The following is a 23,424-nucleotide window of genomic DNA, read 5'->3' on the forward strand; positions in this document are numbered from 1 at the left end:
GGCATGATTCGTTATCTGCGCTTCAGCTTAAGAGCTTTTATGTGAAACTGCCGCGAAGACCGGTGAAGATTATGTACGAAATGTGAAGCAATTGTGAAGATGATATGAGCCGGCCGACTCGCCGCGCGGATTCGCAACACAGACATCAGCTCAATAACGGCGCAACCTGCTTGTCATAGGCAATAAGCGCGGAATTGATGACCTGGTGCATGTCGTAATAAGCGTACGTGCCAAGCCTTCCGCCGAACACCACCTGTGGTTCGTCTTGCGCCTTGGCTGCATAGTGCTGATAGAGTCTCCGGTCCGCATCCGTGTTGACCGGATAGTACGGCTCGTCGCCGCGCGACGCGGCACGACTGTATTCCTCCCAGACCACGGTCTTGCCCGGGTTCTGATGCCCCGACCGCTCAGGGTTGAAGTTTTTGAATTCGATGGCACGCGTGTACGGCACATCTGCATCGGCAAAGTTCATAACGGCACAACCGAGATGATCGCCCTCGTCATAACGGCGTTCCTTGAACTCGACGGTACGCCATTTGAGCTCGCCCAAGGCGTAATCGAAGTAGCGGTCCACCGGCCCCGTGTAGACCACCGGCACGCGCCCCACCAGTGCGGACTTGTTCCAAGGCTGGCTTTCGTCGAAGAAATCGGTTCCAAGGCTCACTTCTATCTTGGGGTCTGCGATCATGCGCTCCATCCAGTTCGTATAGCCGTCTGTGGGCAGACCCTCCCACGTGTCTTGGAAATAGTGGTTGTCGTAATTGAAGCGCACCGGCAGACGCTTGATGATGCTTGCAGGCAACTCCTCCGGTGCGGTCTGCCATTGTTTGGCCGTGTAATGCTTGATGAACGCCTCGTAGAGCGGACGACCGATGAGTTGGATGCCTTTGTCATTGAGGTTCTGCGGGTCGGTCCCCGCCAGCTCACCGGCCTGCTCCTCCACCAGCCGACGCGCCTGCTCCGGTGTGTAGTGAGCATGAAAGAACTGGTTGATGGTACCTAGATTGATGGGCAATGGGTAGACCTCACCGTCGTGGGTGGTGTAGACACGGTGCTCGTAATGCGTAAAGGTCGTGAAGCGGTTCACATAATCCCAGACCCGCTTATTGGACGTGTGGAACAGGTGCGCGCCATACTGGTGAATCTCGGCACCCGTTTCCATATCCATATAGGAGTAGGCGTTCCCGCCGATGTGTCCGCGCACGTCGATGATCCTGACCGTGTGCCCGTTCTCGGCCGCCTGCTGAGCCACAGTCAAACCAAACAAACCAGCGCCAACCACCACCAAATCTGGCATCCGCGAACCATCGACAGCCAGCGCGGACTCCTCGTCCGGACTGCGCAGAGTCGAAGGCACGCCACCACGCTTCCCTGAAGACGGTCTAACCTCATAACCATCATCATGCGCCCCAGATTTCGCTTCATCGGCCATATGCGTTTCCTTCCATCAAAACCAAGTACCGTCGCGACGGCCAGGGTCAGACCTCCGACACGGCCCCTTCGAACGATGTCTCCATTATCCACACCATTCAGCCAAGACGCCATGCGCGGGGAGGCAAGCGCGTTCCCGTTCGCCCATATTCCGGCACCCCTGGGTCGAACCTGCATGAGCTGACCACATGTCGAGGGACCCATCCCACCATCACCTTCCACCGATTCCACCATCATCATCCCACCACCCGCACGCCTATAGCTCTATCGCGCCATCGTTTCGAAGCCGGATGTTCATCGTTTGCCCCCAACCTTCCATCAAGTCGATGCCGCATCTTTCCAGTTCCGCATCCTTGCGGGCGAATTACCGCCTGAAGAACGTCCCGGCACGGCTCACCCAAACCTGTATTCCAGCCCACAGCGGCCAGAAAGGAGCCATCGATCCAGCCCGAACAAACGCCCATGCGGCGCTGCCCAAGCCCGTGGCTTCTCTTCGGAAGCGTGTGACACGGGGTAATTGCGAAAATCCTCAGCCCATGATATCTTAGACAGGTTGTTGGAGGTGGGTGACCCCAACCAGCGACAGTGGAGGATTCGCCTAGTGGCCTATGGCGCACGCTTGGAAAGCGTGTTGGTGTAACAGCCTCGCGAGTTCGAATCTCGCATCCTCCGCCAGCAAGGGTTTCATACTTCGGTACGAAGCCCTTTTTCATGCCGAAAACAACGTTTGAGACCGTGTCTCGGAAGCATGAGTTATCAAGGTTGAATGGTTGTCCGACCGTGAATACGCTGACGTTAGTATCCCCGGCCGGGCACTGGCGAAAGACACAACCCGGGACAACGGGTTAATCCGACATTGATCGGGAATCGTTCAAACAACGACTCGCAGGCGTCCACTCCCTTGCAGCCACGGGATATGCCATTATCCATATCGAATGATTCACAAATCCGCCAGCGGTCGTGTTTTTCATTCATCGTTTCATTTCCCGCACGACCCACATTTTCCATTCTCATGCGCTAGACTTGTAATATGAAAGAAAATACAGAACAGATCAAGGCTTGGCTGACCGACATGGACGGCGTCCTAGTGCACGAGAACGAGGCACTACCAGGCGCCGTGAAATTCGTCGAGGCCCTCAAGAAGGCCAAAGTGCCATACCTAGTGCTTACCAACAACCCCATCTATTCCCCGCGCGACCTGAGTTGGCGTCTACATAACTCAGGAATTAACATACCGGAGGAGAACATCTGGACGAGCGCCATGGCCACCGCCAACTTCGTCGCGCAGCAGATCCCCCACGGGCGCGCGTATGTCGTGGGCGAGGCAGGGCTCACCACCGCGCTGCACGATGTCGGCTATATCCTGACCGACCGCGACCCCGATTATGTGATCATCGGAGAGACCCGCAACTATTCGTTTGAAAACCTCACCACCGCACTGCGGCTCATCCAGCACGGGGCAAGGTTCATCTGCACCAACCCCGACTACACCGGGCCGTCCAGCTCTGGCGATCTGCTGGCCGCCGGTGCGGTGGCCGCCATGATTCAGTCGGCCTCAGGGTTCGAGCCGTATTTCATCGGCAAGCCCAATCCCATCTTCTTCCGCACGGCCATGCAGCATCTGGGTGCCCATAGCGCCGAGACCGCGATGATCGGCGATAGGATGGACACCGACATCAAGGCAGGACTTGAGGCCGGAACCGAGACCTTCCTTGTACTCACTGGAATCTCGACACGCCAGTCGGTGGATAAGTACCCGTTCCGTCCTTCACATGTGGTCAACGGCATCTCCGACCTGATCCCCTACGTGACCGGCGACCAACAGGACCTGACCGCGCTGGGGACCGCCAAGGCCCCCGCCGCGAGGGTCTCCTCCGCGAAAGCCTGAACCGATTCGACCGGTCCGGGACGTTTGTTGTGTGGCGTGCCGGCGGTTTGTGCGTATGCGCAGACCGCCGGCGCACTGGCATCTAAGGGGTCTCGCCACCGGCCATATTCGGCGCTTGCTGTATCCCTCTACTTCGACGACGGCTTTTGCCTCGGCCGCTTTATCTCGGATTCCTCCCCGTGACGCCGTCGTGCCCTTCACGCAAGCGGTTCCTGCCGGAAGCCTCTTTCTGAAAAGCAGTCCTTACGATGCGACACGCCGATAGCATACCGACCGTCGGTATGTATAATGATACCGTCGGCACATCAAAGTCAGGAGGAACCGATGTCCAGAAACACCCATCCGGAGGAGACCAGGACCCGCATCCTCGACGCCGCGGAGATTCTGTTTGCGGCAAAAGGCTATGCCAACACCTCTGTCCAGGACATCGTAAACGAGCTTGGAAACCTATCCAAAGGCGCAATATATCACCATTTCGACTCAAAACTGGAGATTTTGCTCGCACTCAACTCCCGCGACAACACCTCCAGCGAAAACCGTCTGGAAAGCATCAGGAAGCGCGACAACCTCAACGGCCTGCAGAAGATCCAGGCGATCATCCGCAGCGAAATCAACGATACGCACCATTTCAAGCAGCTCAAGGCCTTCACGCCGGTGCTCAATGACCCCGAAAACTTCTATATCAATGTCAGGAACTGGAGCAGCAAAGTTCCGCAGGAGATTTACCTGCCCCTCATCAGGGAAGGGATGGAGGACGGCTCGATCACCACCGATTACCCCGAAGAGGCTGCTCAATTGCTGGGTCTCATGCTCAACTTCTGGTTCCTGCCGCCGGTGTTCAACGGCACGCGCGAGCAGACCCGCCACCGCTTCGAATGCTTCTCCGTGATGCTTGAGTCCATAGGGGTTCCGGTATTCACCGTGAAACTGATGAACGACATGGCCGACTTCATTTCGGAGCTCGGCAACACGGCCGGCAATGCGGACGAAAGTAACATCAAGGCGATCATCAAGGACCTTCACAAAGAGGAAAACGACGATGCTAAGCCCTCGAAGAAGGCGAAGCAACCTACGGGCGCGGACGCATACGGAGCCGCCACAAGCTGAACCGCGGCACTTTACGCTTGCTCCCCTATCCGCCCATCCACCAGCCAAGACCGGAAGGTCATCCCTAAACCACGTCGTTTCGCACAACCAGCATATAACCCCCACACTGATGCCACTCGCATCGATGACACCAAGCAAATTCGACAAACATTCTTCCGTAGCCAAGCACTCGATAATTTACATACCTTCGGTCGGTATGAAACAAAGGAGAGTACCATGACAGAACCAACACCGCTTCCCGAACCGACGAATTCGCCGCTTCACCAAGACAAAGCCGCCAGCACCGGAACACACAGCCGCTCACCGCTGCTGCGCCCCAATTTCATCCTGCTCATGGCCGGACAGGGATTCTCCTTGTTCGGAAACACCATGCTGCGCTTCGCACTGTCCATGTGGGTGCTTGACAAGACCGGCTCCGCCACCATCTTCTCGACGCTCCTTTCCCTCTCCATCGTACCGACCATCATCCTCAGCCCGTTCGGGGGCGTGATCGCAGACCGCGTGAACCGCAAGGTCATGATGGTCGCGCTGGATGCCATCTCCGGCGTCGTCGTCCTGACCGCCATACTCGGGTTCGCTACGATGCAGGCGCACACCATCGTGGCGATCGGGGCGCTGCTCATCGTCCTTTCGATGCTCGATGCGATGGAATCCCCCACCACGAGTGCAGCCATCCCTCAGATGCTCGGGCGCAGCGACGAGACCGTGCTACGGCAGGCCCAAGCCGTTTCCAGCCAGCTGAACGCCATCATGCAGATTATCCCCACGTTCGCAGGGGGTGCGCTGTACGCCGTGCTGGGCATCAGACACATGCTCGAGATAACGGCGATCTGCTTCTTCGCTACCGCAGTCTTCGAATGCTTCATCAGGCTGACCGACATCCGCAAGGAACGCGGGGAATCACTCGGCACGCCGCTTCAGGACATCAAAGGGGCTTTCGGCCTGCTGACGCATACCCCGAATCTCATCAGGTTCATGCTGCTCATCGCCGCACTCAACTTCCTGCTTTCGGGAATCTCCGCCGTGGGCATGCCCTTCATCATCCGCACACTGCTGCATTTTGGCGCGGACGTGTACGGCTACAGCGACGGCATCATGAGCATCGTCTCCCTGCTTGGCTCATTCGCCACCCTTGCGCTGGCCACGAAGCTGGTGCTCAAACGGATGCCTTTAACCATCGGCGCAGCGGCGCTGTTCTTCGCCCCCATCGCAGTGGCATTCGCACTTCCGGTGAACAACTGGAGCAAACTCGTGGTGTACATCGTCTCGTTGTGCTTCATTACGCTCTGCATCGATTTCACCAATGTGATGATCGGCCCAAGCATGATCAAGCTCGTTCCCGACGACATGATGGGCAAGATCGGCGGGCTTTTCAGCACGTTCGTCCTATGCGCCGCACCGTTGGGACAGATGGCGTACGGCCTGCTATTCGACCACATGCACGTGAGCGTGATCATGACCGGCACCGGAATCTGCCTCGGTCTCATGGCCATCGTCCTTACGCCGACCGTCCATGCCCTTGACCGTGACATCGATCGAATAAGCACGGCGAATGCTGCGGTCGCAGCCTGAACCCATGTGTGCCGTCCGTTACAAGATGCACCTGCGATGGATGCCGAACCGTGCCACGCGATGTGCGCATCGTGCTTGAACATGGCAAGACGATTCGCATCGATTGCACACTCCATCCGGTTCAGCGCAGACATAGGCTAACGTATCCGCAAACCGGCACGCGGGCGGCGGTCACATGGACCAACCGAATCTCAGGTGCTCTATGGCCGCCGCGGTATCATCGGGAACAGTAGAGGTTCCCGTCGATGATATACCGCCGGAGACGCTCCTTGGCGCGGGCGACGCCGATGCGCGCGGTGGCAAGGATGGTTTCGCCCGGAAGCAGACGACCGGTCTCCAACTGCAGGTCAGGTTCCTGCAAATCATGCCCATACAGATCCATCCCGATACCCAAGGCCCGGGTCAGCTTTCCCGGTCCGTTGAGACACAACCGGACGGGGCGGCCGTCACTGTAACGTGCAAGGATGGCATCCGCACTTTCATCATCCGCGGGCTCGGCGGCTCTGATCAGCACGCCGGCCCCGAAGCCGTCGCTTCCGGCGGTGATGTTCAGACACAGGTGCATACCATAGACCAAGTAGATGTAGGCATGGCCTGCGGGACCGAACATGGCCCGGTTGCGCTCGCTCATCCCCCGATACGTGTGGCTCGCGGGATCAAGCTGGTCATATGCTTCGGTCTCTACGATGCGCACCGAGATGCACCGTCCGTTCAATCGGCGCACCAACCGGCAACCAAGCAATCCACGGGCCGCAGTGTCCGCATCGCGATCAAGAAAATCAGGGAACATGGCTCCATCCGATCATAAAATCCATAGACATGAAGTAACCGACGGGCCACCCGACGGCAGCAGGCCTTCACAGCCCCGAGGGTTCAAACCCTTGCTGGCACCGAACCGTCGATAAATTCGAGGGAACCGTTGCTGCGTCGTCCCTCGAATCGAATCTCCTGCAATCTATCCCAACAGAACGCCCCAACAGCCTCAGCGCGAAATGAGGACTGGAGTCAGTCGATGTCGGCACCTAACGCCGTAAGCTTGCCTCGGAAATCCGCATAACCGCGATCGATAAGACTGATGCCCTGGACGTTGCTCGGACCTTTGGCTGCAAGCGCCGCTATCAGATGGCTGAATCCACCCCTCAGGTCAGGGACGTCGATGTCACGCCCCATGAGTGGTGTCGGTCCGAAGATGACGGCGGAATGTTTGTAGTTACGCTGTTGGAAGCGGCAGGGCAGGCTACCCAGGCACTCCCGATAGAGCTGGATGGTGGCGCCCATCTGCACGAGTGGTTTTGTGAAGCCGAAGCGCTCCTCGTACACCGTCTCATGCACGATGGAAAGGCCTTTGGCCTGGGTAAGCGCCACTACTAGAGGCTGCTGCCAATCAGTCATGAAACCTGGATGCACGTCAGTCTCAATCGCCACAGGCTTCAAATCACCACCGGGATGCCAAAAGCGTATACCTTCGTCGGTGACCTCGAACTCCCCGCCGACCTTACGGAACACGTTAAGGAACGTCATCATTTCGGGCTGGGTCGCACCACGCACGAAAATATCGCCGCGCGTCGCTAGCGCGGCCGAAGCCCAGCTGGCCGCCTCGATGCGGTCGGTCAGCGCGGTATGACTGAAACCCTTGAGCTCTTTGACACCCTCGATGCGGAACGTGCGGTCCACATCCACTGAAATGATCGCGCCCATCTTCTGAAGGACCGCCACCAGGTCCATAATCTCAGGTTCGGTGGCGGCACCGGAAAGCTCGGTCTTCCCCTCCGCCTGAACGGCGGCCAGCAGCGTCTGCTCAGTCGCACCTACAGAAGGGTAGGGCAGATGGATTTTTGCACCATGCAATCCATCCGGAGCGGTGATATGAATGCCGTCCGTATGCTCCTTATCGACGTTCGCACCTAACTTGCGCAACGTCTCCAAATGAAAATCAATAGGTCTACCACCGATGTTGCAACCACCGAGCTGGGGAATGAAAGCCTCACCCAGGCGATGCAGCAAAGGGCCGGAAAACAGAATCGGAATACGCGAAGAACCCGACAACGTGTCCACATCGGCCACATCGGCCATTTTCACGTGCGTGGCATCAATGGTCAGCGTTCCGGCTTGAGTGTCGAAATTGACGGTGGCACCATGTAACCGTAGCAAATCCGAAACCACACGCACGTCGCGAATTTCAGGCACATTGCGCAGAACAGAGACCCCCGGCGCCAGCAATGCCGCCACCATGGCCTTGCTCACGAAATTCTTTGCGCCACGCACCTTGATTTCGCCGTTCAACGGTTTTCCGCCCTCGACGTGCAACACATCTTGAGTTTCATCGACCATCGTAACCTCTTCCTTACATGGCCACGTCATTGACATGACATGCTGATACACGAATCTGCTTTAGAGATTACACTCCAGCATCGAGCAGAAACGAAAATGCGCCACGGGTAAAATAATCCGGAGCCGTAGCCACCTCACGCCGCATACGGCGGTACGAATGCTGCCGGACTGAAAAGACCACACCCGCAACGTACACACAAGCACACCCGCACAAGCAAAAAAGGGCGGCCGCCCCACAAAGGACGACCACCCCGAACAAGGAACACCGGTCAATAACCCACAACTGCACGATGGCGTGCCATGCCAGCCACACCAGCCATGGTCACATCACGCGACAAAGGCACCTGAACACCGGCATGACGACCCGAACCAGCACCAGCGGCACGGGAACGACCATCATCACCATCGGCACGACCATACCCGTCACCAGCATCACCATCATCCATACGACGACGCAACAACAGATACACCGCCTCCATCGCAAACCCGCCGACCAAAGCACCCGACAGGAAATACGGCAGCCACGTCACATAACGCACACCACGCGCCCCACCGATAACAGCCGACCGCTGATCGGCACACGGATCGGACACCTGACGCACCTGACCAGGCACCACACGACCATTGGGACCATAATCCGACAACACGCCATCACCACCGGCATCCAACCACGCCACACACTCACGAGTATGCGAGCGACCCCTACGCCGCACACCGGAACGAGGAGACACCGACCCACCAGAGGGAACCGGAACCGGGGCAGAGACAGGGGCGCCCGGGGCGACCAGAACCGACAGACGACCCGGCACACCACCCGCACCAGGAACCACACCAGCAGCACCACCATTGTTGCCATTGTTGCCATTGTTGCCGGCATTACCACCATTGTTGCCATTGTTGCCGGCATTACCACCATTACTGTTGGAACCATTGTTGTTGTTTCCACTGTTGTTGGAACCACCGTTGTTGGAACCACCGTTATTGTCTCCACCACTGCCGTTGGAACCATTGTCCCCACTGCCACCATTGCCGCCACCGGAGGTGACATGCTTCATCGTGACCGTCAGCGTACGATCCTGAGAGCCGATCACACCCGACATGCTCGCACCCGAACACGAATCCGCAGGAGAGGCCGTCGGATTGGACGAACAGGACGTGAACTTCCAAGCCGCATTACCCGGAAGAGCGACCGAGAACCCGTCACCCGGGTCGCCAGCCCGCCAAGAGGGCAGACCAAGACCGCTCACCACACCAGCGGCAAGCGGGTTGCCCTGCGCGTCCACGTAGTTAAGCCTGATCAGATTCCCCATCGCGTATGTGACCGCACCGGTACGCACCTGCCCGGGCCCGCCGGAAGCCGGCCTGAACAACAGCCCCTGGTCCGGATCGGTAGTCGTCGAGCAGGAGGCCTGGTCACCACCATTGACGTAACACGCCCCCGGAACAGGAGCAGGATCCACCTGAGTCCAACGACCGGAAAGACCCGAATACCCACCACGGAAATACGTGTGAGGTCCCAACCGCAACGACCGCAAACCAGACGCACTCCAGAACATACCGTCCATGTCCCAGACGTTGCTCGCATCCCAACCACTCAAATCCAACGACCGCAAACCAGACGCATTCATGAACATGTACGACATGTCCGTGACGTTGCTCGTATCCCAACCACTCAAATCCAACGACGACAAACCAGACTCCCAAGAGAACATGCCACCCATGTTCGTGACGTGGCTCGTATCCCAACCACTTACATCCAACGACGTCAAACCAGACGCCCAAGAGAACATTTCGCGCATGTACTTGACGTTGCTCGTATTAAAATGGCTCAGATCCAACGACCGCAAACCAGACGCCCAAGAGAACATGCACGACATGTCCGTGACGCGGCTCGTATCAAAATGGCTCACATCCAACGACCGCAAACCAGACGACTTCATGAACATGCCCGACATGTCCGTGACGTTGCTCGTATCGAAACGGCTCACATCCAACGTCAAATCAGATACACCCCGGAACATGATCGACATGTCCGCGACCTTGCTTGTATCGAAACGGCTCAAATCCAACGACCGCAAACCAGACACACCATCGAACATGCCCAACATGTTCGTGACGCGGCTCGTATCCCAAGTGCGAGAGCTGAGACCGGTCAACGACGTCAAACCAGACATATCCTGGAACATCTCGTGCATGTCCGTGACCTGGCTCGTATCTAAACCACTCACATCCAACGACGTCAAAGCGGAATCACCCTTGAACGCGTAGCTCAGATCCGTCGCGTTCTTGAGATTCGACAAGCCCGTCAACGATGTCAGATAGTGCAGTTCAGCCAGCCAGACATGGTCGCGCGGAGCCAACTGGATCGGATTGTCGATCGAAACCGAAACCACCTTATCCAAATCCAAAACACCAAACTTCGCTGTGTATCCGTAGCTATTACCTTGTAGGGCGTCCCTGCCGGTCACATGCACCGCACACCTGCCGCCACCCGCATCATCCGCATACCAATCGGTACCGGTCTGCCTGCCAGTAGAACAATCAAGAGTATTACCCCCATAATCCTGTGGTGAGATGCCGCTTCGGGCTCGCGGCCCAGCAGCCGGAGCAGCCGGCGAACCGGAAACACCCGCAGCAGGAGCCTTGGCAGCAGAGGCACCGGCACCGTCACCGGCCACGCCGTCCGAAGAAGACGAACCATCCAAAACCTGGGCAGACGCCACACCATCAACACCAACCTCACCCGCCGAAGCCGGCAGCGAAACAAACAAGCCACCAAGCATCGCCACCACACCGGACACGCCCACCAGCGCACGCATCCAATCCCTCACACCACGACCAACAGCCATCACAACACCTCTCCACTCACACAACGACACCACCACATGTCAAACCGCACCGGGCCACGAACACACCGACACCGGATACGAACACACGGCCGAACCGACACCGACACCGACGGCAGCCGTACCCGACGCCACCACACCGGGCCGGCACCGTACACCACACGACGCGGACATGCATAACCACATCATCCATACAATAGTATCAGAATATACCCCCGACGGATTCAAACCACCGGATATACACACCCACCATGCACAACAACCACAACAACGAGGGGCGGACGATTCCAAGGTTCCGGGTCAGCCGACCACTCCCAGATGAACTCGCATGTTTCCAGGAAAGAACGGCTTCCCACACCATGAACCATTTTGTTTTGTTCCTTCATCGCCCGCACCGACTGATACGAATCCTTAACACAAGGAACAAACCCAATAGACAACACTTATCTTCATGGTATACGGTATGCCACTTCGCACATGGACACGAGGCAACGCCTCATCGTGGAATCAACCCAGCACATGAGCTTCGGAACGGAATTGACACAAGCAGCCCCACAAAGCTCCGGACAAAGCTCTGATGGTGGCTTCAGCCAAGGGTTCAGTCAGCGCCGAGGTCAAACGCCGCCGCATCATCCGCAGCGGAATATTGTCGGAACGCCATAAGCGTCTGCGTGCTCACCACACCCTCGACTTTGGCGATCCTGCCGGGAATGATGTCCGAGAACCGGTTGAAATCCGGCGTGGAGACGAGCACGACCAGATCGATCCCTGCGGCCGCCACGGAGTAGACTCGGGCCACGCCCTCTATATTCGCGATCGTTTCCGCGACCTCATTGATTTCACTGGATTCTGTAGTGATCAGAACAACCGCATCAGCCATGTGTGCTCCTTTAACGCATGTACGGAAACGACTTCCTGTACGCTGTACCGACAATCATACCGGAAGCATGCTGCATAAGGGACTTGAGGACCATTTGGCAAGCACATCGGGCACCAGAGACCCCGGACATAAACATACCACCAGGGCATCCGGCTTGCGGCACCGAAACACGAATGCTCCTCGAACTCGTCAGGAGACGCCGGAATCATTCGCAGCCGCGCGATGGGCGCCGGAAAAAACCCGCAACAGGATTCACGCTCAAACCCATGCAGACTTTTGGGCCACGAACTCAGGCGATACCACCCGATACGTCGCCATCGACCGAATCGATGGGCCCTGGCCAATCACTGTCGTCTACCGGGCGGGCGGAGGACACCGGCTGCTCCGGTTCGCGCATGACCGGCAGGGTGACCGGCTTGAACGGAAAACGTTGGGCGCGCTCGGCCTCATACGCCGTGATGTCGGCCTCATGCTGCAGGGTCAGGTCGATGTCGTCGAAGCCGTTCATAAGCCGCCAGCATGTATAATCGTCGACCTGGAACGGCAACGTAAGTTCACCGCAGGTCGCCGTGCGAGTCTTGAGATCCACGCTCATCGACATGCCGGGGTTCGCCTCCAACGTCTCCCAGATCTCCTCCACGCTCTCCTGCGGCATGATGGCCGCAAGCACGCCGTTCTTGGCGGTGTTCCCATAGAAGATGTCGGCGAACTTCGAGCTGATCACCACACGGAAGCCATAATCGCGAAGCGCCCAGACGGCATGTTCGCGTGAAGAGCCAATGCCGAAATCAGGCCCAGCCACCAGCACGCGCGGATTGGCATACCGCGACTGGTTGAGGATGAACTCCGGGTCGCGGCGCCACGCATAGAACAGCGCGTCCTCGAACCCGGTTTTCGCCACACGTTTGAGGAACACCGCCGGTATGATCTGATCCGTATCGACGCTCGAACGTCGAAGAGGCACCGCCACACCGGTCACCTTCGTCAATTTTTCCATGATTACCTCGTCATTCTCTTCGTTTCATCGTTTTCGTCGTTTTCGTCACCTATGCCAGACCACCCCATGACTTACGCAAACCGCTGCCGAACCCCAATCGTCTTTACGCATCAGCGCACATATCAGCCTCACATGGTGCATACCGATTTACATGAGGGCGCAGGCGGAATCGGAACCCATTGTCGAATGGACCTCTGGAACTGTGGACCCGGCCTACAGATCGGCGGGACTGGAGATGGTACCGCGGACGGCGGTCGCCGCAGCCACCAGCGGTGAAGCCAGATGTGTGCGCGAATCCTTCCCTTGGCGCCCTCGGAAGTTGCGGTTGGATGTGGAAATGGACCGCTCGCCGGGTGCCAGCTTGTCCGTGTTCATGCCAAGGCACATCGAGCACCCGGCGTTGCGCCATTCCGCGCCAAAATCGGTGAAAATCTTGTCAAGACCCTCCTCTTCCGCCTGCAAACGTGCACGCGAAGAGGCCGGGACCACAAGCACCCGATGGATGGAGTCCGCCTTATGCCGTCCTTTCATGACGGATGCGGCGGCACGCAGATCCTCGATGCGACCGTTCGTGCAAGAGCCGATGAACACGGTGTCAACCGGAATGTCCTTCATTCGGGTGCCTGGTTTCAGGCCCATGTACTGCAACGACGACGAGATGGCTTCGCGCTTCGCTGGATCGTCATAATCCGAGGGATCGGGAACGCAGGAAGAGATGGGCACGCCTTCACCGGGGTTCGTGCCCCAGGTGACATAAGGTGAAAGCGAGTCGGCGTCGATGTTCACCTCGGCATCGAATGCCGCACCCTCGTCGGTATGTAACGTATCCCAGTATTCCACCGCCCTGTCCCACATCTCGCCTTTCGGCGCATGGGGACGGCCCTTGAGATACTCATACGTGGTTTTGTCCGGAGCGATCATCCCGGCGCGAGCGCCGCCCTCGATGGACATGTTGCAGATGGTCATGCGGGCGTCCATAGACAGGTTGCGTATGGCGGAGCCTCGGTACTCGAAGACATGGCCCTGCCCTCCACCGATGCCTATCTTGGCGATCACCGCAAGGATGATGTCCTTGGCGGTCACGCCTTCCGGCAACGTGCCTTCCACATTGACGGCCATCGTTTTGAACGGTTTCATGGAAAGCGTCTGCGTGGCCATCACATGTTCTACCTCGGAAGTGCCGATGCCGAACGCCAGTGCTCCGAACGCCCCATGCGTCGAAGTGTGGGAGTCGCCGCAGACGATGGTCATACCAGGCTGCGTAAGTCCCAGGTTGGGCGCGAACGCATGGACTATGCCCTGGTCCGCGTCGCCAAGAGGGTGAAGCCGCACGCCGAATTCCTTGCAATTCTTCTCCAACGTAGATATCTGCACCGCGGAAACCTTGTCGGGATTGGGCTTGTCGATGTCAACCGTGGGAGTGTTATGATCCTCCGTAGCTATGAGCAGGTTCGTATGCCGCGGCTTGCGACCTGCGAGACGCAAGCCTTCGAAGGCCTGGGGGCTGGTCACTTCATGCATGAGCATCAGGTCGATGTACAGCAGGTCAGGCGCATCGCCTTCGCTGTGCCTGACCACATGGTCGTCCCAAACTTTTTCGGCCAATGTTCTCGCCATACGTCCTCCTTTAATGTATACGGCGAATCCGCCGCCCTACGACAAGCCCCAACACATCGGGACCCGCGGGAGCCCGCTTCATCACCAGTACTTAGCAGTATGTGCGTCCGCCCTCGATATGGACATTCCCATTTCAGCATGTGAGAAAACACCACGATATGAGATGGAAACACCCCAACGTATACTATTGGCGTATGAGTTCTTCAGTGCCTTCCTTGCCCGTGACCGGCCCACAATCGTCATCATCCGCGGATTCACGCGACGCGAACGCACCCGTGGCGCTTGCGGCAGATACGATTGCTTCCAACCCAAAACCTGTTGCACATTCGTTAAGTATGCATGATGCCGATATCTACGCTTCTACAGCAGGCACCGTAAAGTCGCATCCAGCAGGACAATGCGGCACAGCGACAGTGGAATTACATTCGCGAGCATCATATTCACCCACCGAGTTAGGAAACGCCGCCGCGAAGGACGAAGACACTTCATTCCAAATCCATCCCGAAATGCTCAATCCTCCGCAGGCCGAAGTTCATTCCGGGGTAGGCGTGCTCGATAAGACCATCAAAATCATCGATGCACTGGAATCAGGGCCAGCGACGCTCGGGCAACTGGTCGAGATCACCGGACTGGCACGCCCCACCGCGCACCGCCTGGCCATCGCCTTGGAAAAGCATCGCTTCGTCTTACGGGATGTACACGGCCGCTTCGTGCTGGGCCCACGGTTTGCCGAGCTTGCCACCGCCGCCGGCGAAGACAGGCTACTCACCGCCGCTAACCCGGTATTGCAGACCCTGCTCGAACGAACCGGTGAATCGGCACAAATCTTCCGGAGGCAAGGGGACCAGCGCGTATGCATCGCCGCCGTGGAGAGATCCAGTGGGCTGCATGACTCGATTCCCGTGGGCGCGCTGCTTTCCATGCGCGCCGGTTCAGCCGCGCAGATACTGCTCGCTTGGGAAGAACCCGAACGCTTGCACGAGGGTCTACGCCACGCTAAATTCACCGCCTCCACGCTTGCAGCGGTACGCCGCCGCGGCTGGAGCGACTCGGCAAACGAGCGCGAACAGGGCATCTGCTCGGTCTCCGCACCCATTCGCAACGCATCAAACCAGGTAATCGCCGCCATCTCCATCTCCGGACCCGCAGGCCGCATGGGGCTGACCCCCGGCAAGCGTTACGCTCCATACGTCATGGCCGGTGGCCGCTACCTGAGCCAGGCACTGCGCAAGGCAAGCGCCGGGCGCTGAAGTGAGCCCAGCAATGGCCCATTCACCGCATGAAGCATCGGTTCGTGCGCAGGACCAGCGTCGGGCACTGAAGCCGTAGCCACACCGGCACAAGGAGACAGGACTTACGCTCCGTGGTGAAGTTTCGTAAAATACATTTTCACTTCTTCAGATGGAACTTACGCAGAACCTGGGCTATGAAACTTGGCTTGCGGAGCAAATCCGTCCCCTCATGAGCGATGTCTCGTGCGCCGTTGAGGTCGAAAGTGTACGCTCCATGTGCCTTGGGCTTGCCTACGAACTCACCGAACTCGAAGAGCTGCGTACGAGGCTCATAGGGATGACGAATATCGAATTCCAGCAAGCGCGAGGCACGTTGGGTCGGAGCCGGACCATATGAGCCGAACCCGCAGGTGGGGGTGGCCATCATGGTGAGACCACCCGAACGCCCCACAAAACGGTTGCGATGGTCATGCCCGGCAAGCACCGCGAAGTAGGCGTGCGCACCGGTCAAAATGGAGAATTCCCCCATATCCATGTCGGGGCAGCTGACCCCCTCGCCCAAGAAGCTTCCTGGATCGGTCTTCGCCTCATCAATCACGAACGTGCGGCCGGCGTATGTGCGATATCCTTCCACCGCATGGGCGGCGTTCGCCGGCACCTCCTTGAGAAGGTCGTAATACTGGGGAAGGGGGATGTGCTGGAACACCATAGACTCCACCCCAAACGCCTTAGGTACCACACGAAGGAAATCCATGGAACGCGGGCTGGGAGCGGCATAACCGCCGAGCTTGCCGTAATCACCGGAATTAAGCACCACCAAACCAAGGACGGTGCGCGAATGGGTGACGTCACTGACCGGAAGGGCGAAGGTACCCGGCTCACAAGGATAGATGAGCTGATCAGGTAAACCGGAACCGGGTTGCCTGCGCGGATGTCCGAAGGCGTATGCCTCAGCTGCCGGATTGTACGATGCCCGGCCATTGGAGTCACCGGAAGCCTCCACAGCCGCCTGAGTGCGATTGTTCCTGTCCTGGTTCTCGCAGTTAACCACAGTAACGGCGTCCGCCTCATCCACGCTGGCCGCCTGCTTTGCATTCACCGATGAAAGCCCCGCTCCCAAACCGGTGCCATGTAGGCCTGACGTATCTGGCTCTGGATTCAAACATCCCGGGAATTCACGGTAGATCGCATCCTGTTCCGCACAACTCAAACCGCATTGAAAATCATGGTTGCCATACGTGACCGCCCACGGAATGCCACGTCGAACCAACGGGGCCACGAGTTGGGCTATGAAGCCACGCACCTTGTCACGCAGCTTGTCATGGTCATCCGCCCGCTTGCGCAAGGCCGCGGGACTCACCGCCCACCCTTGCGACGTCCACGTACGCTTGCGAAAAGTGTCGGCATAGGCCTCGTCATAACCGGCGATCTGGTTACCCGTGAAAATGACGACATCAGGCCTTGCGGCATCGAGCGAGGCCTCCATAAGGCGCGTGGTGTCCGTGTTGAGGTTCGGCCCGTCCTGTACATCAGCGAACACCAATACCCGGAACTTGCCCGAGTCATGGAACTGAAGACGGCCAAGCCTGGCGGAGATGGAGACCGGGCGAGTATCCCACGCTTGAGCGGGCTGAATGCGAGGTCGCGAAGATGCGGAATCATCGGCGTGCCTTGCAGACAGTTGTTCAGCTCGAAGTTTTTCAGTCATACCACCACTTTACCAGCCCTTGCCTTTTCCACGGGAAGAACCGGAGCACACCTGTCAGTCTTGAGGCACAAACGACTCGAAAATATGGCGGTCAAAACTGCGGGACGCCTCGGCCAATTCATCCGCACTGCGAATCGTCCACGAAACCGGCATGGCACCGAATTCGCCGGCCGCGCGCAACTGAAATCGAGTGCCACCATGCCATTCGTAAGCCACGAAATCCGGACGTCCGACAAAATCGAACAGCAGCTTACCGGCAAACCACCTCTTCATCCGCCTCTGTTTCAGATCCTGCTTGAAATCACTGTCAACAGCAAGCTGACCGCGGCAAACCTCTGGCCTGTGCTGTCGGTACCAGCGGAGCACCATGGGGTTGAACGACTCGATTGCATACGCCCCTTCGTAAGCCTCAAGAAGAGCATCACCTTTGGCCATCAGCTCCTCCTCATAAGTCCACCAATCCTCATGGTGAATCTTGTACTCCACAATTATAGGCACCCGGCCTGCCACCAAATCAAGGACCTCAGAGAACAACGGAACATGCTGGAACGTTCCGGCACCTTGGAAATCGGCCGATTCCTTAGAGGAATCGACTTCATGGGAACCTTCGGATTCCATGCCCGAAACCGTGCCTGCCTCCTTCTCCACGTTCACCTTGGAATCACCGGGCTTGGCCGGGTCCGGGAAAAGGGGAATACTTCGCAGCTCGTCGTAGGTGAGGTCTTCGATGCGGCGCGGATCACCGGCCACTCGCCTCAGATCGGCATCATGGACGACCACCACCTCGCCGTCGGCGGTGAGTTGAATGTCGAGTTCGATGCCATAACCAGCCTCACAGGCTGCGGCGAAGGCCGCAAGGGAATTCTCCGGGGCTATGGGGAAAGGACTGTCGGCGCTGCCGAAACCAGCCTTGTCCGCCAAGGTACGGGCGAGTGCCACGTAGCCGCCACTGGTCTGCGCATATCCCTTCGTCAAACCTGAACCGGCATCGTGCAACCCGCGATGGGCATAATAGACATCGGGCATGTCGCATGCACGTGCGACTCTACGGCTTTCCTTGTTTCTGGGCATCATGGCCCAAGCCGCCAGACCAGCACCAGTCGCCGCGAGTGCGGTCGAACGCTTCATGAATCGTTTGAGTCCCATAACAACCATCTCCTGTGTGAGGCCAAGTTACCTGACTGGCACTCAGTTTATCGAGAGAACGCTACTTCATTGAACCGATGCACCAATAAATGATTCAAGAGTCCATTGCAACAGGACAAACACGATTGCGACTGCTATGTAATTGAACGGAAGCGGATGGTTTACATTGCACCATGCAACAGCGCACCATACTGGCATAGTTATATTACACAAACTAAGAACCGAAACTCACCACGTTTCCATGAGCTGGGGTACCTGGACTCGAACCAAGAATGGATGAACCAGAATCACCTGTGTTGCCAATTACACCATACCCCAATTCGCACCGTAGTGCTGTTGCACACTATAGCACTTCGTACCCCCGACCGGATTTGGACCGGTGTTGGCGCCGTGAGAGGGCGTAGTCCTAGACCGCTAGACGACGGGGGCTTTCAGTTATCTGCTGCCTCGTTCAAGACAACAAATAACTAGTATATGGAAGCGGCATCACGTACGCAAGGCGGCGTGTCGAAGCTACTTGAGTTCGAAAAGGTGCCCAGCAAGCCCCTTCAGGCGAGCGAGCGTGATTTCCTTGCCCACGATCTGCATGGATTCGAAGAGCGGCGGGGAGACGCGGCGTCCGGAAAGCGCCACGCGCACCGGACCATAGGCCAGACGCGGCTTATAACCTCCATCCTCCACCAACGCCTTGTCCAGCAAACCATGCAAGGATTCGGCCTCCCAATCCCCCGCGGCTTCATCCACGCCTTCAAGTACCTCAATGGCTTTAGCAAGAACATCCGCAGCGGAATCCTTGAGTTGCTTCTTGGCGTCATCCTCCGGCTCGATGTAGTCGGCCTTGCTCAGCAGACTGCCGACCATGCCGGAGACTTCACCGAGAAGACGTACGCGCGACTGCACAAGAGGCGCGGCGGCCGTGAGTATGCGTCTTTCGTCGTCATCCAACGACTCCCAGGAATCAGCTGAAACCACGCCATCGCGTTGCAGATACGGCACCGAGCGGTTGATGAAGTCCTGTGGGTCGAGCATGCGGATATGCTCGGCGTTGATGGCGACAGCTTTGTCGATGTCGAAATGCGCCGGATTGGCCTTCACATCACGCACATCGAATTTCTCCACCATCTCGTCCATGGTGAACACATCGTGGTCCGGAGCAATCGACCAGCCAAGCAACGCGAGATAGTTGAGCAAGCCTTCAGGAATGAAACCGTTCTCTCGATGCAGGAAGAGGTTCGATTCCGGATCCCTCTTGGAGAGTTTCTTATTACCTTTACCCATAACATAGGGCAAATGGCCGAATTGTGGCATCCCCTGGGCGATACCGAGTTTGACGAGGTAGCGGTAGAGCACCACTTGGCGCGGCGTGGAACTCAGCAAATCCTCACCTCGCAACACGACGTTGATTCGCATAAGGGCGTCATCCACCGGATTGGTAAGCGTATACAGCGGGTCACCATTGGGTCGGACAATGACGTAATCCGGCACGCTTCCTGCCTTGAACTCGATATGGCCACGGATGAGATCGTCAAAAGCGATGTCTTCGTCCGGCATCTTCACGCGCAAAGCCGGCTTACGTCCCTGAGCACGGAACGTCGCTTTCTGTTCTTCGCTGAGATTCCGATCAAAGCCATCGTAGCCAAACTCCTTAGGCCGTCCTGCGGCCAAATTTCGAGCCTGCACCTCTTCCGGAGTGGAGAACGACTCGTAGGCATAACCGGCATCCATAAGTTTTTTCGCCACATCACGATAAATGTCTCCACGCTCGGACTGCTTATAGGGACCGTCGGGCCCTCCGACGTTGACGCCTTCATCCCAGTCAAGGTGCAGCCAATCGAGGGCATCAAGGATCTGGTCATAGCTTTCCTCGGAATCACGCACGTTATCGGTGTCCTCAATGCGGAAAACAAATGTACCATGTGCGTGGCGCGCCTCGGCCCAGTTGAACAGGGCGGTGCGAACCATACCTACGTGCGGGGTGCCCGTCGGGGAAGGACAAAAACGGACTCGTACGTCCTTGGGCAATTCAGGTTTGCCGGTCTTTATGGTTTCTTCAGCGCTTGTTTCAGCAGTGGTTTCAGTCATATTTCTATTGTGCCGCGTAAACGGGACGTGCGAGTCAGAGCCGCATGGGACATCTCGAAGCATGCCACTCTTTTGACTACCCACCGAACGAGAAACGGGCGAAACAGACAGACCGACGCCGTGGCTCCTGGCACATCCAAGAGCGAAAGCGTGCAACAGGCGTACACCGGCAAGATCCCGTGCCACAGCCGTCAGAGTATACCCAGGAATGTATACTTGCGGTGTTCGCGCGGTTGGTGGCAGCAGCTGCGCACGAATACTGACGAAACGTGCCGTCTGACGGACACCCAACGCGGAACCGACTTTCGACCGCGCTTGACGACTGACCTCATGCGAAAGGCACGCACCAAGGTACGACGCGCGGACTCCTCACCTTTCCGCCTCCACCGTATCTGGCTAGTGAGAAAGCAAGGTGAAAACGGTGAGTCACGCAAAATCATGTTTCTACGGAATCCGTTCCAACATCGGCAAATGCATTGCGGCGTTCGTAGCGCTGACATTGAGCGCCACGATTGCCGGATGCGGTACGAACCGCGCTGAAAGCAACAGCAACAACGGTCTACCTACACTTACGTTCATGCTCGATTGGACGCCGAACACCAATCACATCGGACTATATGTCGCGCAAAAACTCGACTATTTCAAAGAAGCCGGCATCAACGTGAAGATCCTACCGACGGCACAGGCCGGCGCCGAGACGAGCGTAAACAACGGGGTGGCGAACATCGGCTTCTCCAAACTCACCGACCTGGCGAACGCCGACGCACAAGGGGCCGACCTCCAGCTTGTGTTCGACCTTACCCAGAAGCCCATTGCTCGCTGGTGCTCCCTCGCCAGCCGAACCGACATCAAGACGCCGAAAGATTTCCAAAACAAGACTTTCGTTTCATTCGGATCGGCTGAACAAAGCGCCTCAGTACGTCAGATGATCAAGCACGCAGGCGGAAACGGGGAGTTCAAGACCGCCACCGCAGGCACGAACACCTTCCGCACGCTCACTTCAGGAAAAGGCGATTTTGCCGGTTTCTACGCCAACTGGGAGGAAGTGGAGAGTAAACTCAACGGCCCAGCCTTGAACTGTTTCACCGCGGATCAGTGGGGGGTTCCAGGCAATCCCGATCAACTAGGCTTTGCCGTAAAACGGTCGTGGCTGAAAAACGAAAACAACAGGGACAACATCGCCAAATTCGTCGCTGCTGCTCGCAAAGGCTACGATTATGCGCTGTCGCACCCCGACAAAGCCAGTGACATTCTGGTGGAGGAGACTCCTACATCCCATCTTGACCCCAAACTGGCCAAGGCATCGATGAAGACGGTCATCAAAAACGACTTCTGGACCACGCCTGAAAGCGGTAAGAAAACCATCCCTGGGACCATCAACGTCAAGCAAGGTCAGGATTACCTAGACTTTCAGCAAGCTGCCGGCACTTATAGCGACAAACACCATAAGCGCCTGAGCAAGGCGCCGCAGGCGGAGGAACTCTCCACAAACGAATTCGTAAAGAGGCGGTGAATCTGACACCCACGAACGATTCCACCACATGCGTGGCTTTCCGTCTGCTTTGAGGAATGTCGACCACCATCGGGAAACAGATATGACATATGAAAACGAGACCATGAAAATGCATCAACCTCGGCACGGTTGGCTAAAGGCCGTCTTGCCTCCGGCATTCACCGTAGTGGCGGTGGTGGCCATTTGGCAGGCAGCGGTCGGCTTTGGCTGGGCGAATGGCGAGACTCTTGCTTCCCCGGCCGACATCGCTCTATCTCTGGGTCAGACTTGGCGAGATTTGGCCAGTGCGACTGCGGTCACCGCCCTCGAGACGGTGACCGGTTTCCTCATCTCCATCGTCGTAGGCGTAGCGCTCGGCATCGGACTATACGCTTCGAAGGCCATGCATCGCAGCATTTACCCGCTGCTGGTGGCGGCTCAGACCATACCCATCATCACCATCGCCCCATTGTTCATGATCTGGTTCGGCTTCAACATGACCGGCAAGATCGTGTTGGTTACGGTCTTCAGCGTCTTTTCAATCGCAGTGGAGACATCGCGGGGACTGTCGGCGGTTCCGGATTTCTACGAAGCGGTTGCCCTGACTTGCGGTGCGGGGCGCGTTTGGACACTGTTCCACGTGAAACTGAGGGTGGCCGCACGTCAGGTTTTCAGTGGCATCCGCATCAGCGCGGCCTACGTTGTAGGGACCGCTGTTACCGCTGAATATCTCGGCGCCACCAACGGTCTGGGCGTGTGGCTGCAGAACGCGTTCAACTCATTTCAAACACCCATGATCTTCTCCGCCACCCTCGTCATCGTAGCAATGACGGGGATGCTGCTCGGCCTGGTGGCTCTGGCGGAACGACTTCTGCTTGGGCCTGGCGGCGAAGATGATGCAAGAAACCTCGATGAAAGCGAGAACTGAAAGGTGACAATCGACGAAGACGTCCTATCCGGAGTTTCGGAAAACCGTGGCGTGAGTAGAGACTCACACTGACCGTAACGATATAAGCGGCATGTAATATAATGTCATCGTTATAAGAAATCCGTCTACGCATGATGACGACTAGGAAAGTACATGCGATGAAGACG

General features: G+C 57.5%; 16 protein-coding genes and 3 tRNA genes. 7 read left to right on the forward strand and 12 right to left on the reverse strand.

The window, feature by feature from the left end; genetic code table 11:
* Nucleotides 1-145: 145 nt before the first annotated feature.
* Nucleotides 146-1,297: a UDP-galactopyranose mutase gene (gene glf / locus BBOMB_RS04575; protein WP_044087227.1), complete on the reverse strand. Its 1,152-nt coding sequence runs from the start codon at nt 1,295-1,297 to the stop codon at nt 146-148.
* A 721-nt stretch (nt 1,298-2,018) separates the two neighbouring features.
* Between glf and BBOMB_RS04580 the strand changes: the two genes are divergently transcribed.
* The 4 genes from BBOMB_RS04580 (at nt 2,019) to BBOMB_RS04595 (ending at nt 5,998) form a co-directional block, all read left to right on the forward strand.
* A tRNA-Ser gene (locus BBOMB_RS04580) sits at nt 2,019-2,106 on the forward strand.
* 355 nt (nt 2,107-2,461) lie between these two features.
* Nucleotides 2,462-3,319, forward strand: a complete 858-nt coding sequence (locus tag BBOMB_RS04585) for an HAD-IIA family hydrolase (RefSeq protein ID WP_044086981.1) — start codon at nt 2,462-2,464, stop codon at nt 3,317-3,319.
* 324 nt (nt 3,320-3,643) lie between these two features.
* A complete protein-coding gene (locus tag BBOMB_RS04590; RefSeq protein ID WP_052377472.1) occupies nt 3,644-4,426 on the forward strand; it encodes a TetR/AcrR family transcriptional regulator in 783 nt (260 codons plus the stop codon).
* A gap of 216 nt (nt 4,427-4,642) precedes the next feature.
* Complete coding sequence (locus BBOMB_RS04595) at nt 4,643-5,998, forward strand: MFS transporter (RefSeq protein WP_052377483.1); 1,356 nt, start codon at nt 4,643-4,645, stop codon at nt 5,996-5,998.
* A gap of 217 nt (nt 5,999-6,215) precedes the next feature.
* On the opposite strand, the gene BBOMB_RS04600 is transcribed toward BBOMB_RS04595, so the two are convergent.
* The 6 genes from BBOMB_RS04600 to leuC form a co-directional block, all read right to left on the reverse strand.
* Nucleotides 6,216-6,788, reverse strand: coding sequence for a DNA-3-methyladenine glycosylase (locus tag BBOMB_RS04600; RefSeq protein ID WP_044086980.1), 573 nt, complete (start codon nt 6,786-6,788; stop codon nt 6,216-6,218).
* Between the two features lie 215 nt (nt 6,789-7,003).
* Entirely contained in the window at nt 7,004-8,329 is a 1,326-nt protein-coding gene (gene murA, locus BBOMB_RS04605) for a UDP-N-acetylglucosamine 1-carboxyvinyltransferase (protein ID WP_044086979.1), read from the reverse strand.
* Between the two features lie 269 nt (nt 8,330-8,598).
* Entirely contained in the window at nt 8,599-11,178 is a 2,580-nt protein-coding gene (locus BBOMB_RS07615) for a BspA family leucine-rich repeat surface protein (protein WP_052377485.1), read from the reverse strand.
* A 595-nt stretch (nt 11,179-11,773) separates the two neighbouring features.
* Nucleotides 11,774-12,055 carry an Lrp/AsnC ligand binding domain-containing protein gene (locus tag BBOMB_RS04615; protein ID WP_044088015.1) on the reverse strand — a complete coding sequence of 94 codons (282 nt, stop codon included), beginning with the start codon at nt 12,053-12,055 and terminating at the stop codon, nt 11,774-11,776.
* A gap of 289 nt (nt 12,056-12,344) precedes the next feature.
* Nucleotides 12,345-13,052, reverse strand: coding sequence for a 3-isopropylmalate dehydratase small subunit (gene leuD, locus BBOMB_RS04620; protein ID WP_044088014.1), 708 nt, complete (start codon nt 13,050-13,052; stop codon nt 12,345-12,347).
* Between the two features lie 213 nt (nt 13,053-13,265).
* Nucleotides 13,266-14,669 (reverse strand): 3-isopropylmalate dehydratase large subunit, encoded by a 1,404-nt coding sequence (gene leuC / locus BBOMB_RS04625; protein ID WP_044088012.1) that lies wholly within the window; start codon nt 14,667-14,669, stop codon nt 13,266-13,268.
* A 506-nt stretch (nt 14,670-15,175) separates the two neighbouring features.
* On the opposite strand from leuC, the gene BBOMB_RS04630 reads away from it, so the two are divergent.
* Nucleotides 15,176-15,919: an IclR family transcriptional regulator gene (locus BBOMB_RS04630; protein WP_044088024.1), complete on the forward strand. Its 744-nt coding sequence runs from the start codon at nt 15,176-15,178 to the stop codon at nt 15,917-15,919.
* Nucleotides 15,920-16,058: 139 nt separating this feature from the next.
* Here BBOMB_RS04630 and BBOMB_RS04635 read toward each other — a convergent pair whose 3' ends face one another.
* From BBOMB_RS04635 to gltX, 5 genes are all read right to left on the reverse strand, one after another.
* Entirely contained in the window at nt 16,059-17,609 is a 1,551-nt protein-coding gene (locus tag BBOMB_RS04635) for a metallophosphoesterase (RefSeq protein WP_081867302.1), read from the reverse strand.
* A gap of 54 nt (nt 17,610-17,663) precedes the next feature.
* Nucleotides 17,664-18,755: a glycerophosphodiester phosphodiesterase family protein gene (locus tag BBOMB_RS04640; RefSeq protein WP_044088010.1), complete on the reverse strand. Its 1,092-nt coding sequence runs from the start codon at nt 18,753-18,755 to the stop codon at nt 17,664-17,666.
* Nucleotides 18,756-19,001: 246 nt separating this feature from the next.
* Nucleotides 19,002-19,073, reverse strand: a tRNA-Gln gene (locus tag BBOMB_RS04645).
* 38 nt (nt 19,074-19,111) lie between these two features.
* Nucleotides 19,112-19,184 (reverse strand) — tRNA-Glu (locus BBOMB_RS04650).
* Nucleotides 19,185-19,268: 84 nt separating this feature from the next.
* Nucleotides 19,269-20,837 (reverse strand): glutamate--tRNA ligase, encoded by a 1,569-nt coding sequence (gltX, locus tag BBOMB_RS04655; protein WP_044088009.1) that lies wholly within the window; start codon nt 20,835-20,837, stop codon nt 19,269-19,271.
* A gap of 421 nt (nt 20,838-21,258) precedes the next feature.
* Between gltX and BBOMB_RS04660 the strand changes: the two genes are divergently transcribed.
* Both BBOMB_RS04660 and BBOMB_RS04665 read left to right on the forward strand, forming a co-directional pair.
* A complete protein-coding gene (locus BBOMB_RS04660; protein WP_238549886.1) occupies nt 21,259-22,350 on the forward strand; it encodes an ABC transporter substrate-binding protein in 1,092 nt (363 codons plus the stop codon).
* 82 nt (nt 22,351-22,432) lie between these two features.
* Entirely contained in the window at nt 22,433-23,257 is an 825-nt protein-coding gene (locus tag BBOMB_RS04665) for an ABC transporter permease (protein WP_414133052.1), read from the forward strand.
* The last annotated feature ends 167 nt before the right edge of the window (nt 23,258-23,424 follow it).

This window comes from Bifidobacterium bombi DSM 19703 (assembly GCF_000737845.1).
GTDB lineage: Bacteria > Actinomycetota > Actinomycetes > Actinomycetales > Bifidobacteriaceae > Bifidobacterium > Bifidobacterium bombi.